10 protein-coding genes are annotated in these 14,468 nt (G+C 72.9%); 4 read left to right on the forward strand and 6 right to left on the reverse strand.

The genetic code is table 11. The features are described from left to right. Nucleotides 1-5: 5 nt before the first annotated feature. Nucleotides 6-767 (reverse strand): enoyl-CoA hydratase-related protein, encoded by a 762-nt coding sequence (locus ABT041_RS10055; protein WP_351181927.1) that lies wholly within the window; start codon nt 765-767, stop codon nt 6-8. Nucleotides 768-896: 129 nt separating this feature from the next. Here ABT041_RS10055 and ABT041_RS10060 point away from each other — a divergent pair, with 129 nt between their 5' ends. Beyond that, nucleotides 897-2,231, forward strand: a complete 1,335-nt coding sequence (locus ABT041_RS10060; protein ID WP_351181930.1) for an aminotransferase-like domain-containing protein — start codon at nt 897-899, stop codon at nt 2,229-2,231. A gap of 9 nt (nt 2,232-2,240) precedes the next feature. On the opposite strand, the gene ABT041_RS10065 is transcribed toward ABT041_RS10060, so the two are convergent. Both ABT041_RS10065 and ABT041_RS10070 read right to left on the reverse strand, forming a co-directional pair. Next, a complete protein-coding gene (locus tag ABT041_RS10065; protein ID WP_351181933.1) occupies nt 2,241-2,804 on the reverse strand; it encodes a DUF1707 SHOCT-like domain-containing protein in 564 nt (187 codons plus the stop codon). Further along, on the reverse strand, nt 2,801-3,427 hold the full coding sequence (locus tag ABT041_RS10070; protein ID WP_351181936.1) for a TetR/AcrR family transcriptional regulator: 627 nt from the start codon (nt 3,425-3,427) through the stop codon (nt 2,801-2,803). The genes ABT041_RS10065 and ABT041_RS10070 overlap by 4 nt, the downstream gene beginning before the upstream one ends. Nucleotides 3,428-3,717: 290 nt before the next feature. On the opposite strand from ABT041_RS10070, the gene ABT041_RS10075 reads away from it, so the two are divergent. The 3 genes from ABT041_RS10075 to ABT041_RS10085 all read left to right on the forward strand — a co-directional run bounded on the left by ABT041_RS10075 (nt 3,718) and on the right by ABT041_RS10085 (nt 6,652). Further along, on the forward strand, nt 3,718-4,218 hold the full coding sequence (locus tag ABT041_RS10075) for a hypothetical protein (RefSeq protein ID WP_351181939.1): 501 nt from the start codon (nt 3,718-3,720) through the stop codon (nt 4,216-4,218). 187 nt (nt 4,219-4,405) lie between these two features. After that, the gene (locus ABT041_RS10080) at nt 4,406-4,960 is read left to right on the forward strand and encodes a hypothetical protein (protein WP_351181942.1); all 555 of its coding nucleotides are present in this window, start codon (nt 4,406-4,408) and stop codon (nt 4,958-4,960) included. 39 nt (nt 4,961-4,999) lie between these two features. Then, nucleotides 5,000-6,652 (forward strand): long-chain fatty acid--CoA ligase, encoded by a 1,653-nt coding sequence (locus ABT041_RS10085; RefSeq protein ID WP_351181945.1) that lies wholly within the window; start codon nt 5,000-5,002, stop codon nt 6,650-6,652. Between the two features lie 50 nt (nt 6,653-6,702). Here ABT041_RS10085 and ABT041_RS10090 read toward each other — a convergent pair whose 3' ends face one another. The 3 genes from ABT041_RS10090 to ABT041_RS10100 all read right to left on the reverse strand — a co-directional run. After that, nucleotides 6,703-7,140 carry a hypothetical protein gene (locus ABT041_RS10090; protein ID WP_351181948.1) on the reverse strand — a complete coding sequence of 146 codons (438 nt, stop codon included), beginning with the start codon at nt 7,138-7,140 and terminating at the stop codon, nt 6,703-6,705. Next, complete coding sequence (locus ABT041_RS10095) at nt 7,137-8,255, reverse strand: flavin-containing monooxygenase (protein ID WP_351181951.1); 1,119 nt, start codon at nt 8,253-8,255, stop codon at nt 7,137-7,139. Before ABT041_RS10095 ends, ABT041_RS10090 begins: the two co-directional genes overlap by 4 nt. A 162-nt stretch (nt 8,256-8,417) precedes the next feature. Continuing rightward, a partial coding sequence (locus tag ABT041_RS10100; RefSeq protein WP_351181954.1) for a non-ribosomal peptide synthetase occupies nt 8,418-14,468 on the reverse strand: 6,051 nt, incomplete at its 5' end.

Below are 14,468 nucleotides of genomic sequence, written 5' to 3' on the forward strand. Positions count from 1 at the left end.
GGACGTCACCGTTCGAGGAAACGCCGCAGTCCGTCCCGTACGCCGTCCGTGGGGACGGTGGCGGCGAAACAGGCCGCCTCCACCGCGAGGCCCTCGTCGATGGGCAGGTTGATGCCGCGTGTGACCGCGCGCAGGCAGGCCGCGACGGCCGTCGGCGCGTGCCGGATGACACGCCCGGCCAAGTCATGTGCGGCGGCGAGGAGTTCATCGGCCGGTACGACGCTGTTGACGAGGCCGATCTCGGCCGCTCGGGCCGCCGGGATCGGATCGCCGGTCAGGATCATCTCCAGGCCGCGCTTGCGGCCGACATGGCGCGGAAGCCGCTGGGAGCCACCGAAGGGCGGCGGGAACCCGAGGGCGATCTCGGGCTTCGCGAAGCTCGCGTGCTCGGCGGCGATCGCGAGCGGCGCGGCCTCGGTGATCTCGCAACCACCGCCGTACGCAAGGCCGTTGACCGCCACGATCAACGGCTTGGGGAACTCCTCGATCCGCCGGGTCAGCGCGTGGCCCCGGCGGACGAACTCCCGCAGGGCCCGCTCGGGACCGCCCTCGATGCTGCCGGCGAGGGAAGGGATGTCCGCACCCGCGCTGAACGCCCTGTGCCCGGCGCCGGTCAGGACGACGGCCCGGACGCGGTCGTCGGCCTCGACGCGGTCCAGTTCGGCGAGCAGCGCGTCGATCGTCGGGTGGTCGAGGGCGTTGAGCTTGTGTTCCCTGGCGAGGGTGATCGTGACGACGTGGTCGTCCCGCTCGGTGCGGACCGTCATGCCGGTGCTCCGTTTCGCTGAGTGCGGACGCACCGAGGCTAGGAGCCGCGATCCAGGACGATCCATCTATTGTCCTGGATACAAGTCGAGACGAGTCCCGTCCCTTCTCCGTCCCCGCAGGTGCCCCGCATGCGACCGCCGTCCTACAAAGCCGTCGTCGACGAGTTCGCCGCCGCCATCCGCTCCGGCACCCTTCCGGCGGGCAGCCGGCTCCCGACGCACCGCGCCCTCGCGCGCGAGCGGCGGATCGCGCTGGCCACCGCCACCCGGGTCTACGCCGAACTCGCCGCCATGGGGCTGGTCGTGGGGGAGACGGGCCGAGGCACGTTCGTGCGTGAGCAGGCCGGCTACGACGGGCTCGAACCCTCGCGCGCGCTGCCCGTGCCCCGGGTGGCGGACCTGTCGTTCAACCAGCCGCTGGCCGCCGGGCAGGAGGCCCTGCTGCGGCAGGCCCTGCGCGCGCTGGCGGCCACGGGTGACGCCGAGGCGCTGCTGTACCAGCACCCGCCGGGCGGACGCCGCAGCGACCGGGCGGCCGTGGCCACGTACCTCCTCGACCGGGGGATCGACACCGCACCCCAGGACGTCGTGCTGACGGGCGGGACCCAGCAGGCGCTGGACGTCGTCCTGCGCGCCCTCACCCGGCCCGGTGACGTCCTCGCCGTCGACGCGCTCGGCTACCCGGGCATCAAGCTCCTCGCCTCGGCGCACGGCCTCGAACTGGCCCCCGTCCCGGTCACGGCGACCGGCCCCGACCTGGACGCCCTGGACCGGCTGTGCCGGGACCGGCCCGTCCGCGCGGTCTACACGATGCCGACCGTGCACAACCCGCTCGGCTGGGTCCTGGACCGGGAGGCGCGCGACCGGCTCGTCGCCGTCGCCGGGACGCGGGACTGCCTGATCGTCGAGGACGGCACCTACGCGTTCCTCGACCCGTCGCCGCCCCCGCCGCTGCGGGCCCTCGCGCCCGAACGCACCTGCTACGTGGCCGGCCTGTCGAAGAACGTGGCACCCGGCCTGCGCTTCGGCTTCGCCGTACTGCCCGGCCGCCATGTGGAGCCGGTCACCCGGAGCCTGCGCGCGGCGGCCCGGGGAGCCCCGGGGCTCGTCACCGCGCTCGCCACCGGCTGGCTCTCCGACGGCACGGTGACGCGCCTGGAGCGCGACCGCCGCGAGGACGCGGCCGCCCGGCAGGGCATCGCCCGCGCCGCGCTCGCCGGCATGGACGTCACGGCACATCCGAGCGCGTACACGGTGTGGCTCGGCCTGGAGCCGCACCAGCGCCCCGACCACGTCGCCGCCGCGCTCGCCGGGGCGGGGATCCTCGTGTCCACCGCGGACGCCTTCGCCACCGGGCCCCACCGGCCGCGGGCGCTGCGCCTCGCGCTGGCCACGCCGCCCGTGGGGCGACTCCGTGAGGTGCTGCACCGCTTGAGGGACACGATCGAGGCGATCCCGCCGTGACCCCCGCCGCTACTTCTTGTTGCGGGTGACGACCGCGCCGAAGAGGGCCAGGCCCTTGATCACCACCCGGGGTGTGCCCGGCTCGCCGATGCGCCGGGCGGCGCGCTTGTCGAAGACGCCGAAGAGTCCGAGACCCCGCACCTCGACCTCGATGTCCTCCGGGACGACGATCCTGGTGCCGCCCCACAGGGCGACGGCGCGGATCTCGGTGTCCTGGCTGCTGAAGCGCGCCTCGGACAGGTCGATCCTTCCGCCGCCCCACATCGACCAGAGCGTCATCCGGGGTGGCACGACCCAGGCGCCCTTGCGCTCGAAGCCGCCGAAGACGCCCGCGACGAAGCCGCGCGAGGTCGGGGGCCGGTCCACCACGAGCGAGTCCCGCGGGCCCGGCGGCGGCAGACCGCGGCAGGCTTCCTCCAGGTCGCCCCGGGTGCGTGAGGCGTGCACCTCGTCGAGCCGGGGCGTGAGGTCCGCCAGCGGCAGCCGGCCGTTCTCGACGGCGGCCCGCAGCCGTTCCTCGGCGTCGAAGCGCTCGCGGTCCGAGGCGAGGATGTCCAGGTCGTTCCGGTTCATGTCAACCCTCCGAGGTGGGCGGCGAGGACGGAAGAGAGTGCGGTGCGATAGGCGGCGTCGCGCCCCGGCTCGTCGGGGTCGTGGCCCAGGTCGGCGAGCCAGTAGCGCCGGCCGAGGGCGTAGCCGTACGCGCTGGACATGGCGAGCAGGACGACCATCTCGATCCGCGCCCGGTCGGGACCCTCGGGCGGGGGAAGGACCGAGCGGACGCCTTCCTCGATCGCGTCGACCAGGCGGGAGAGGTTCGTGGGGGAGTCCGGGGCCGTCTCGTCCTCCCAGCCGTGGAGCTGGGACCACGTCCACAGCCGGACGTAACGCTCGTCGGCGAGGATCTCGAAGAGCACCTCGGTCATGCCGGCCGCGTACGGCACGCTGCCGTCGGCCCGCATGCGCTCCCGTACGAGCTCCCGCTTGCGCTCGTTCTCGCGCTCGAGGACGGCCCGCACCAGCGCCCGGTAGGTCCCGAAGTAGTGGGTGACGAGCCCGTGGGTCACCCCGGCGGCCTCCGCGACCCGGCGCAGCCCCACGCCGTCGGGTCCGTGCCGCGCGATGAGCTCGGTGGCGGCGTCCAGGATCTCGGCGCGCGCCTGGTCCGGGGTACGGCGGCGTCGTGCAGCGGGCATGGGCCCTTCCCTGTTGTCAGAGTGGACAATATCTTGTTGTCCACTCTGACAACAGGCGCCGCGCCGGTCAACCGGGTCCCGCCCTCCGTGGTCGGTGGGGTGTCCGTCATCAGGAAATGCATCACCGCATTCCGGAAACACTGGCCTGAATGCCTCGACGGAACGGCCCCCGATCATGGAAACTGTCGCCAACGGGCCTACAAGTGGGCCCAGTTCGACAAGAACTGACAATTGCGGGGGGAATCATGGCAACACTTGCTCTTCGTCGGTCCGGGCGTATAGCCGGCGCGATGGCCGGAGCGGCGCTGATCCTCGGCGCCACGACCGGTGTCTCCAGCGCGGCCACCACGCCGCCTCCCGGGGCGAGCGCGTTCACCGGTACGGGCAACTACGGGGTGACCACGAGCACGCATCCCGACACCGTGGGCTGTAACGGCTACAAGGTGGTCGGCTCGGGGACCTTCACCGGCAACCGGGTCGCCGGCACCGCCACCTGGTCGCAGACCGAGGACGCCTGCACCGCGACCGTGCCCGGCCAGTGGGACATCAACGGCAAGGTGACGATCACTCAGGCCGACGGCTCGCACCTCTACTTCACCTACCACCTCAACGCTCCGGTGACCTCGGACGCCATGGTCTACCCGTCCGGCACCTTCACGATCACCGGCGGCGACGGCAGCTTCGACGAGGCCGTCGGCGGCGGCAAGATGAACGCCACCGTCAATCTGCTGGACAAGGACCACGTCACCGCTTCCCTGGACGGCTCCATGGGCTTCCGCTGGCAGATCTGATCCAGCGCGCAAGGGCGCGTACGGCGCCATGGGGGCCGGCTTCGACACCGTCGAGGCCGGCTCCGCCTCTCTGCCCGCGACGCGCCTGTCGAACGTCTCGACGGCAGGTCCCCGATCGGGGAAGCTGTGCCCAACAGCCCTTCTGCAGGGCGTAGTTGGGCATGAGCTGACACGTTCGGGGGAGAACATGGCAAGAGTCGCCCGTCACTGGTCCGCCCGCATGGCGGGTGTCGTGGCCGGAGCCGTACTGATCGCCGGCGGCACGGCCGGCGTCACCGTCGCCGCCGAGACCGGCACCACGGCGGTCACCGCCGGGACGTACCTTCCCACCGTCGAGATCACCAGCAACTTCGCGGTGGTCGCCACCACGCACCCCGACACCGTGGGCTGCAACGGCTACAACGTGACCGGGACGGGCACCTCCACCGGCAAACCGGTCACCACCGCCACGTGGGCCCAGAAGGAGGTGGTGTGCACCGCGACCATCCCCGGCAAGTACGACATCAGGGGGACGGCGACGATGACGGAGCCCGACGGCGACCGGCTCAACATCAGCTACGCGCTCACCGCCCCGCTGACCTCGGACACCATGGTCTACCCGACCGGCACCTTCAAGATCATCGGTGGCTCCGGCACCTACGAGTTCGCGGTCGGCAGCGGCACGATGAACGCCCGCGTCAACCTCCTGGACCACGACCACGTCAGCAGCTCCCTGCTGGGGGACATCCAGTACCTCGGCTGATCACGTCCTGTCCACCGCGCACTTCCAAGGGGCCGCACCATGAAGAGCACGATGCAGGACCGCGAGCTGCTGGTCCGCGACATCCTCGCGCACGGGCAGCGCGTCTACGGGGAGAGCCGGGTGATCCGATGTTCCGACGGGCCGGCCGCCCGGTCCTCACAGTCCTTCGCCGACATCGCCCGCCAGGCCGAGCAGCTCGCCGCCGCCCTCGCCCGGCTCGGCGTACAACTCGGCGAACGGGTCGCCACCCTCGCCTGGAACACGCCCGAACACCTCGTGGCCTACCTCGCCGTACCCAGCATGGGCGCGGTGCTCCACACCCTCAACCTCCGCCTCCACCCCGACCAGTTGGGCTACATCGTCGAGCACGCCGAGGACACCGTCCTCCTCGTCGACGCGACCCTCCTGGACATGCTCGAACCCCTCCGGGACCGGCTCGCCGGCGTCCGCCACGTCGTCGTCATCGGCGAAGCGCCGGACCCCGAACTGCCCCCGCACATCGCCGTCCACCGCTGGGACGAGCTCCTCGCGGCCGAGCGGCCCGGCTTCACCTGGCCCGACCTGGACGAACGGGAAGCGGCCGCGCTCTGCTACACCACGGGCACCACCGGCAACCCCAAGGGCGTCGCCTACAGCCACCGCTCGATCACCCTGCACACGCTCGGCGTCTCCGCCGGCGCCGGATTCGCGATGCACGACGGCGACCGCGTGCTGCCGATCGTCCCCATGTTCCACGCCAACGCCTGGGGCTGGCCGTACGCCGCCTGGCTCGCCGGCTCCGACCTGATCATGAACGGCCGGCAGCTGCACACCCCCGACCTCGCCCGGATCATCAACGAGGAGCGGCCCACCGCGGTCGCCGCGATCTGCACGATCTGGAACAGCCTGGTCCACCACGGCGAACAGCACCCGCTCGACCTGAGCGCCGTACGCCTCGCCGGCTGCGGCGGCGCGACCCCGCCGCGCGCCCTGCTCAAGACGCTCAAGGACCGCTACGGGGTCCGCCTCAAGCAGGGCTGGGGACTGACCGAGACCAGCCCCCTCGCCACCTTCGCCGTCCCCCCGCACGACACCCCCGACGAGGACGAGGTCGACTGGCTGGCCAAGAGCGGCCGCGTGATGCCCTTCGTCGAGGTGCGCCTGATCGCGGAGGACGGCAGCGAACAGCCCTGGGACGGCACCTCGGTGGGCGAACTCGAACTCCGCGGACCGTGGGTCACCGGCTCGTACTTCAACACCGAGGACTCCCCGGAGAAGTTCCACGACGGCTGGCTCCGCACCGGCGACCTCGGCGTGATCGAACCGGGCGGCTGGGTCGTGGTCAGCGACCGGCTCAAGGACGGCATCAAGAGCGGCGGCGAGTGGATCTCCACCATCGAGCTCGAGAACGCCATCATCGAGCACCCCGCCGTCCTGGAGGCCGTCGTCGTCGGCGTGCCCGACCCGCGTTGGGAGGAACGGCCCCTGGCCTGCGTCTCGCTGGTGCCCGGCGCAGGGACCGGCGGGGACGAGCTGCGCGCGTTCCTGGCCGGACGGGTGGCCCGCTGGTGGATCCCGGAGCGGTGGTCCTTCGTGGACGCCGTGCCCAAGACCAGCGTCGGCAAGTACGACAAGCGGGCCGTGCGCGCCCTGTACGGGGACGGCGCGCTGGACGTCTGGACGCCGGGCGAGCCCGGGGCGTCCGGGGACTGAGCGCGAAGGGCGGCGCCCCGGACCACCCGGAGCGCCGCCTCCCGCACCTCTCAGGCCGCGAGGAGACCTTCCGCCTCCGCCAGCAACTCCCGCTGCCCGTCAGGGCCGAGACCCAGCTCCCGCACCCACCGGAGGGTCAGGACGAGACGCGCCTGCATCGTCCGCTCGGGGTCCGGGTCCGCATCGTCCCGCTCCGCGTCCGCGTCCAGGCCGTCGGCGACGAGACGGGCGAGGGCCGACGGGTCGAAGTCCTCCGCGCCGGCCTCCAGGGAGCCGAGGAACTCCCCGACGTACCCGTCTACCTCCTCAGCCGTCGCGCCCTGCGGGAAGCGGCGACGGGCCGCGATCCCGAAGGCGGCGCCGACCGCCCGCCCGTACTGAGGCTCGGTGGGGTCGAGGGCGGCGGACTTCTGCGCGAACCCGATGAAGTCGAACGCCAGAAGGGCGCCCAGGACGTCGAGTTCGGTGGTGGAAGCGACGGTGGTCATGACGGCTCGCCTTCTGCCGTGGGGGAGTCGGTCGTGGGGCCCTGAGGGCCTGCGGTGATCGCCGCCACCGCGCGTTCGGCGTCCCGGCCGACGAAGCCGATCAGCGCCGAGCCGCGGGTACGCATCCGGTACAGCCCCAGGTAGTGGCTGCCGGGCAGCACCCCGGTGCCCTCGGTGTGCCGGGGCTGCCCTTCCTCGTCCAGCATCCGCGGGTCGAGCCAGCTCCAGTCGGTGCGGTAGCCGGTCGCCCAGATCACCGCCGACGGCTTCACGCGTTCGCCGTCCGCGACGAGCAGCTCGGCGCCCTCGGCGCCGGTGACCCGGCCGACCGTGCGCATCCGGCCCGCCGCGACGAGCTCGGGCACCCGGTCGCCGACGATCGGGTCGGGTGCCTGCATGTTCACCGGCAGGCTCATCACACCGAGGACGCTCATCCACCAGAACATGTCCCGCCCGACGACCGTCTGCGGCAGCGGCGGCGAGACGGCCTCGCTGCAGCTGAGCACCACGCTGTGCGTCTCGGACAGCTCGGCGGCGATCTGCCGGCCGGAGTTGCCGTCACCCACGACCACCACCGTCCCCGGCGGCACCTGCCCGGCGCCCCGGTACTCGCTGGTGTGCAGCGTCGGCACGTCCGGGCTCAGCCCGGCCGCGAAGTCCGGAACCCGCGCCGCGCCGAACGCGCCGGTCGCGATCACGACCTGCCCGGCCCGGCACGCGCCGTGCGCGGTGGTCACCACATAGCCGTCGCCGTCCTGGCGCAGAGACAGCACACGGTGGTCGGTCAGCACCGGGAGTGCGAACCGCTGGGCGTACTCCCGCAGATACGCCACCACCTCCTCCTTGCCGGGGTAGTGCGCGCCCTCGCCGGGGAACGGCAGCCCGGGAAGGCCGGAGAACTGCGCGGACGTGAACAGCTTCAGCGAGTCCCAGCGCCGCGCCCAGGTCTCGCCCACCTCGCTCCCGGCGTCGAGCACCACACACCCGACCCCGGCCTGCCGCAGGCAGTATGCGGCGGCGAGGCCGGACTGACCCGCCCCGATGACGGCGACCGGCACGGTCGCCGGCAGCGTGCCCGCCGGCCGCCTCGTCGGGGCGGCCTGATCTCTTCCCATACCGAATGTCCTCACTTCGTGGACCTGGAGCCCGCGGAATCGCGGGACGGGTCCGGGGTGCATCGAGTGGATCGGCCCCGCGCGGTCCGGGGCCGGACCGGACAGGAGACCGGTCCGGGGTGGACCGGCCGGGCCGCCGGCGCGGCGGCCCGGCCGGTCGGGTCAGTGCGCGTCGAGGGCCCGGCGCAGCTCGCCGGCCAGGACGCGCAGCCGCTCGCCGCGCATCACCGTGTAGTGGTCGCCGGGTACGTCGACGAGGCGGGCGTCACCGGGGAAGTACCGCATCCAGCGGTTCGCGGTCTCGACCGTCGCACCGCCGTCCGCGGCACGCAGCGACACGACCCGTCCGGCGAAACCGCTGGGCGCGTGGCGCAGCAGGGCCCGGTAGTTGTTCCGGAACCGGCCGACGATGGCGCTGAGCGTGTCGAGGTCGATGTCCTCGGACAGCGCCCCCGCTCCCCGCGCCGCGGCGTACAGGACCTCCACCGGCGGTCGGCCGTCGAAGGCCTCGGGCGGCAGCTCCCAGTCGACCCCGGCGAGCCCCGCCAGGTCCCGGGCGAACCAGGACAGCAGCTGCTCGTCGGAGACGGGCGCCCCCTCCGCCGGTCCGGGCTCCACCATCAGGTCGATCACGGTGAGCAGCTCCACCTCGGCGCCCGCCGCGGTGAGCTGGGCCGCCATCTCCAGGGCGATCACGCCGCCCATCGACCAGCCGCCGAGCCGGTACGGACCGTCCGGCAGCGCCTCACGGAGCGTCGTGACGTAGTGGGCGGCCATCGCCTCCACGCTGTCCAGCTCCGTGTCCGGCAGCTGAAGCGCGTAGAACGGCTGCTCCTCGCCGAGGAGTTCGGCGAGCTCCGCGTAACAGAGCACGTCACCGCCGACCGGGTGGACGAACACCAGGGGAGTCCGCGAACCACCGGTGCGCACCGGCACCAGCGCCTCGCGGCCGGTCTCGCCGCCGTCGGCCTCCCGCACCGCCCGGGCCAGCAGCTCGATCGTCGGCCGGGCGAAGAGCGTGGACAGCGGCAGGCTGCGGCCGAGACCGCGGGCGATCCTGGCCATCAGCCGGACCGCGAGCAGCGAGTCACCGCCGAGGTCGAAGAAGCTCGCGGTCACCCCGATCTCGCTCACGCCGAAGAACTCCGCCCAGATCTCCGCGAGCCGGCGCTCCACCTCGTCGCGCGGTGGCACGAACCCGGCGCCCTCCACGGCGACCTCGTCGGGCGCGGGCAGGGCCGCCCGGTTCACCTTCCCGTTGTCGCTCAGCGGCAGCTCGTCCAGGACGAGGACCCGCTGCGGCACCAGGTGGGACGGGACGACCCGGCGCAGCGCCTCGGTGATCTGCTCCTCGGTGTCCTCGCGGCCCTCGTCGAGGACGACGTACGCGATGAGCCGCTTGGGCCCGTGCTGCTCCCCCGCCGCGACGACCGCGGCGGACCGCACGCCCTCGCACTGGGTGAGCCCGGCCTCGACCTCGCCCAGCTCGATCCGGTAGCCCTGGATCTTCACCTGGGAGTCGAGCCGGCCGAGGAACTCGATGGTGCCGTCCGGCAGGAAGCGCCCCATGTCGCCGGTGCGGTAGAGCCGCTCGCCGGTGTCCGGGTGGTGCAGGAACGCGGCGCGGGTCTTGGCCTCGTCGTTCAGATAGCCGCGGGCCAGACCGACGCCCGCGATGTAGAGGTCGCCCGGCACCCACACGGGGCAGGGCCGCAGCGCGCCGTCCAGGACGTGGAAGCGCTGGTTACGCATCGCCTTGCCGTACGGGATGCTCACGCAGTCGTCCGACACCTCGCCGATGGGGTGCAGGATCGACCAGATCGACGCCTCCGTGGCGCCGCCGAGGCTCCACAGCTCGGCGTCCGGCAGCAGCAGCCGGATCCGTCCGGGCAGCGACACCGGTATCCAGTCACCGCTCATCATGACGAGCCGCACCGGCAGCCCGGTGAGCCCGTTCGACAGGGCGTGTTCGGTGAACATCTCCATCAGCGCGGGCACGCTGTTCCAGATCGTCACCCCGTGCTCGGCGACGAGCTCCGCCCAGCGGGCGGGCTCACGGTGCGCCGCCGGTTCGGGCAGCACCAGGGCGCCGCCCACCGAGAGCAGTCCGAAGACGTCGTACACCGACAGGTCGAAGTGCATCGCGGACAGTCCGAGGGCCCGGTCGGCCGCGGTGACGCCGTACCGCTCGTTGACGTCGACCACCGTGTTCAGCGCGGCACCGTGCTCGATCATCACGCCCTTCGGCAGACCCGTGGAACCCGACGTGAAGATCACGTAGGCGAGGTCGCCCGGCTTGGCACCGGACTCGCCCAGCGGGCTGTCCTCACCCGGGTCGTCCGCCCGCACCACGGTCCTGGCCACACCCTCCGGCCAGTCCGCCGTGTCCTCCACCCACGGCTGGGTGACGACCCGGCTGATCCCGGCACTGTCGAGCAGCACGTGCAGCCGCTCGACGGGCACCCGGGCGTCGATCGGGACGTACGCCGCCCCCGACCGCAGGATGCCGAGCGCCGCGACGACCTGCTCCCAGCCCTTGTCCATGACGATCGCCACCAGGTCGCCGGGGCCGGCCCCCTGGGCGCGCAGCGCGTGCCCCACCCGGTTGGACCTGCGGTCGAGCTCCCCGTACGTCAGGGTCAGCGCCCCCGAGATGACGGCCGGCGCGTCGGGCGTGGCCTCGGCCTGGGCGAGCACCGCGTCGTGCAGCAGACCGTCGGGCACGGGCCCGTCGGTGGCATTGGCCTCGGCCCGTACCTCGAGATCGGCCGCCGGTACGAGCGCGGGCCGGGGCCGCTGCCAGGCCTCCGGGTCCCGGCACAGCTCGTGCAGCATCCGCTGGTACGCGGCGAACATGGCGTCCACGCAGCCCGCAGGGAACAGCTCCTCGATCACGTCCCAGTTCAGGACGAGCTCACCGGCCTCCTCGACCGCCTGGTGGTCAAGCCACACCTGCGGGGTCCGGACCGAACTGCTCACCTGACGGCCGTTCTCACCGATCCCCGCGAGGTACTGCACGACCCCGCGCTCCTCGCTGTCCTGCTGCCCCGCGAAGTTCACCAGGCTCGTGAAGACGACCGGCGCCGCGGCCCGCACCGACGCGCCACGGGCCCGGTTCAGCTCCCTCAGCACCTGCACACCGCTGACCTGGCTGTGCTCCATGTCGCTCCACAGCCGGGCCTGCACCTCGCTCGCCCGGGTGGCGAACGTGTCCTCGGCCGAGTCGCGGATCTCCAGCATCAGCGTGGTGGAGAAGTTGCCGATGACGTCGCCGACCTGCGGATGCAGCGGAAGCCGGTTGAAGTACAGCAGGTTCAGGGAGAAGTCGGGGGTGGCGCTCCACTCCGCGATCACCTGCGAGTACGCCGTGCACAGCGCCGCGGACGGGCTGACCCCGGCCGCCGCGGCGTGCTCCTTGAAGCGCGTCCACTCCTCCTTCGGGAGCGTCGCGCCACGGTGGTTGAACACCGGCCGGTCCAGGCTCGACGGAGCCACGGCCAGCGGCAGCTGCGGTGCGGCCGGCAGGGTGTCGATCCTGTCCCGCCAGTAGGCGAGCGCCCGGTCGTACTCGGGCCCGCCCTCCAGCTCGCGCGCCTGCCGGACGTAGTCGCGGTAGCGCAGCTCCAGCTCCGGCAGCTCCTCGCCGCGGTAGTGCGCGGCCCACTCCCTGAACAGGATCGACGTGCTGAAACCGTCGATGATCAGGGCGTCGAAGCCGGCGTGCAGCCGGATCGTCCGCTCGTCGATGCGGGTCACCCGCACGTCGAACAGCGGCCAGCGGGCGGTGTCGAAGACCTGGTGCCGCATCTCCTCGTGGACGGCGGTCAGCGCGGCCTCCCGCTCGTCGGGAGCCAGCGCGGACACGTCGGTCTCACCGATCACATAAGCCGGGACCTCCCGCTGGACGCGCTGCTCGCCCTCGGCGGTGAAGACGGCCCGCAGCATGTCGTGCCGCTCGACCATCGCCCGGAAGGACGCGCCGAGCCGGCGCAGGTCCACGTTCTCCAGGTCGATCTCGATCTGGAAGTACGTGGAGGTGTTGCCGAGTTCGAAGGCGTCACCACGGCCCACGAGGTACGCCTGCTGGAGATCGGTGAGACCGAAGGGCTCGTAGCGCTCCGCGTCGTCGTCGGCGGGGGCGCTCCGCGGGGCCTCCGCTTCGGTTTCGGAGCTGTCGGAGCTGTCGGAGCTGTCGGAGCTGTCGGCGCAGAGGGCTTCGAGTACGTCCCCGGCGATGTCCTCCGTGCTGCGGCCGTTCAGGAACGCCGTCATCGGCAGCAGGACGTCGAACTCCCGGTCGAGGGCGGTCCGGATCTTCATCGCGATCAGCGAGTCGAGGCCGAGCGCCTGCAAGGACTGCCCGGTGTCGAGCCGGGCCGCCACGGTGCCGAGCGCCTGGGCGACCGTACGCGTCACGCGGGCGCGTACCGTCGCGGGCGCTGCGGCCGGAGCCGGAGCCGGGGGCATCGGGCTCGGGTCCGGCGGCGTCGGGACCGCGACCGGCCGCCGCGGCGCGGACACGACGGGCGGTACGGAGGCGGCCGCGGGCGCCCGGAGGGCGGCGGGCTCGGCGGCCGGACGGTCCAGGGCCGGGACGAAGCGCACGCCGTCGGCCTCGGCGACGAGCCGGCCCTGCGCGGTGAGGAGCCGGACACGCGCCCGCGTACCGCCGTCGAACAGTTCGGCGTGACAGCGGAGCCCGTCCCGGGCGCCACCACGGTCGTAGTGCACGAAGCGGTCGAGACCGGCCGGCACCAGGGCCGGGCCGTCGGCGGGGAAACAGGCCAGCGCCGTCTGGAACATGGCGTCGACCAGCCCCGGGTGGATCAGGTACGGCTCGGCCTCGCCGGGCAGCGCGGACCGGATCTCGGCCGTGGCCTCGCCCCGGCCGAGCCTGATCCGCTCCACCCAGCGGGCCGCGGAGCCCAGGTACAGGGCGCGCTGCCACAGCATCCGGTACAGCTCGTCGCCGGTCAGCTCGCGGCCCGAACCGACCGGGGCGAGCGTCACCGTGGGCGCGGCCGGCGCACCGGCCGCGGCCCGGCCCTGCGCGTGCAGCTGCCAGCCGCCCGCCGCGTCCTGGGCGTAGTAGCGGAACCGGTCCGCGTCCAGGACGATCTGGGCGGCGCGCTCGGCGCCGGCCGACCGGTCGGCGCCGACCGGTTCGAGCACGAGGTCGACGGGGAGTTCGAGCTCCTCCACGCTGACCGGTCCGGTCCCGGAGAGCTCGGTCACCGCCTCGATCACCGACTCGACGAGCACACCGGCGCTGACCACCGGCCGCCCGCCGACCACGAAGTCGCCCAGGCAGGGGTGCGCCACCGGGTCGAGCCGCGGAGCGAACTGCGCCTGCGCGAGCGGCGACGACGGCATGCGGACACCCGACAGGCCGACCTGTTCGTCGGCTCGGGGCACCGGCTGCGCGGCGACGCGCGGAGCGGCGGCGGACTCGTTCAGGAGCCAGTAGTGCCCGCGCTGGAAGGGGTAGGAGGGCAGTTCGACGGTACGGGCGTCGTAAGGGGCGAGCAACGTGGACCAGTCGATGGTGACGCCGTGGGACCAGGCTTCGGCGGCGGACTGGACGAAGCGTGTGAGTTCGCCTGTGTTGCGGTGGAGGGTGCCGACGACGGCGCCGGTGTCGCCGATGGTCTCGATGATGCCGGAGACGAGGACGGGGTGGGCGCTGACCTCGATGAAGACGATGTCGGGGGCGGTGAGGTGTTCGATGACCTCGGCGAGGCGGACCTTGCTGCGCAGGTTCCGGAACCAGTACGCGCCGTCCAGTTCGGTGGTGTCGAGTGCGGCGCCGGTGACGGTGGAGTGGAAGGCGATGTGGCCCGACTGCGGGCGGAGGTCCTTCAGCTCGCGGGCGAGGGTGTCCTGGATCTGGTCGACGTGGGCGGAGTGGGAGGCGTAGTCGACGGGGATGCGGCGTGCCCAGACGTTGGTGGCCTCGCAGTGGGCGAGGAGCTCGTCCAGGGCTTCGGGCTGTCCGGCGACCACGGTCGAGGAGGGCCCGTTGGCCGCCGCGACGGAGATGCGGCCGTTCCACGGCGCGAGCAGTTCCTCGGCCCTGGCCTCGGGGACGCCGAGGGAGGCCATGCCTCCGCCGCCGGAGAGGACGCGCAGGGCCTTGGAGCGCAGGGCGACGACGCGGGCGCCGTCTTCCAGGGAGAGGCCGCCGGCGACGACCGCGGCCGCGATCTCGCCCTG

The organism is Streptomyces sp. NPDC002825 (assembly GCF_040295385.1).
Taxonomy (GTDB): domain Bacteria; phylum Actinomycetota; class Actinomycetes; order Streptomycetales; family Streptomycetaceae; genus Streptomyces.

What these genes read in the sequence shown, in the direction of transcription:
- ABT041_RS10055 (WP_351181927.1), bottom strand. Translation starts at nt 767, where the DNA reads ATGACGGTCCGCACCGAGCGGGACGACCACGTCGTCACGATCACCCTC.
- ABT041_RS10060 (WP_351181930.1), top strand. Translation starts at nt 897, where the DNA reads ATGCGACCGCCGTCCTACAAAGCCGTCGTCGACGAGTTCGCCGCCGCC.
- ABT041_RS10065 (WP_351181933.1), bottom strand. Translation starts at nt 2,804, where the DNA reads ATGAACCGGAACGACCTGGACATCCTCGCCTCGGACCGCGAGCGCTTC.
- ABT041_RS10070 (WP_351181936.1), bottom strand. Translation starts at nt 3,427, where the DNA reads ATGCCCGCTGCACGACGCCGCCGTACCCCGGACCAGGCGCGCGCCGAG.
- ABT041_RS10075 (WP_351181939.1), top strand. Translation starts at nt 3,718, where the DNA reads ATGGCCGGAGCGGCGCTGATCCTCGGCGCCACGACCGGTGTCTCCAGC.
- ABT041_RS10080 (WP_351181942.1), top strand. Translation starts at nt 4,406, where the DNA reads ATGGCAAGAGTCGCCCGTCACTGGTCCGCCCGCATGGCGGGTGTCGTG.
- ABT041_RS10085 (WP_351181945.1), top strand. Translation starts at nt 5,000, where the DNA reads ATGAAGAGCACGATGCAGGACCGCGAGCTGCTGGTCCGCGACATCCTC.
- ABT041_RS10090 (WP_351181948.1), bottom strand. Translation starts at nt 7,140, where the DNA reads ATGACCACCGTCGCTTCCACCACCGAACTCGACGTCCTGGGCGCCCTT.
- ABT041_RS10095 (WP_351181951.1), bottom strand. Translation starts at nt 8,255, where the DNA reads ATGGGAAGAGATCAGGCCGCCCCGACGAGGCGGCCGGCGGGCACGCTG.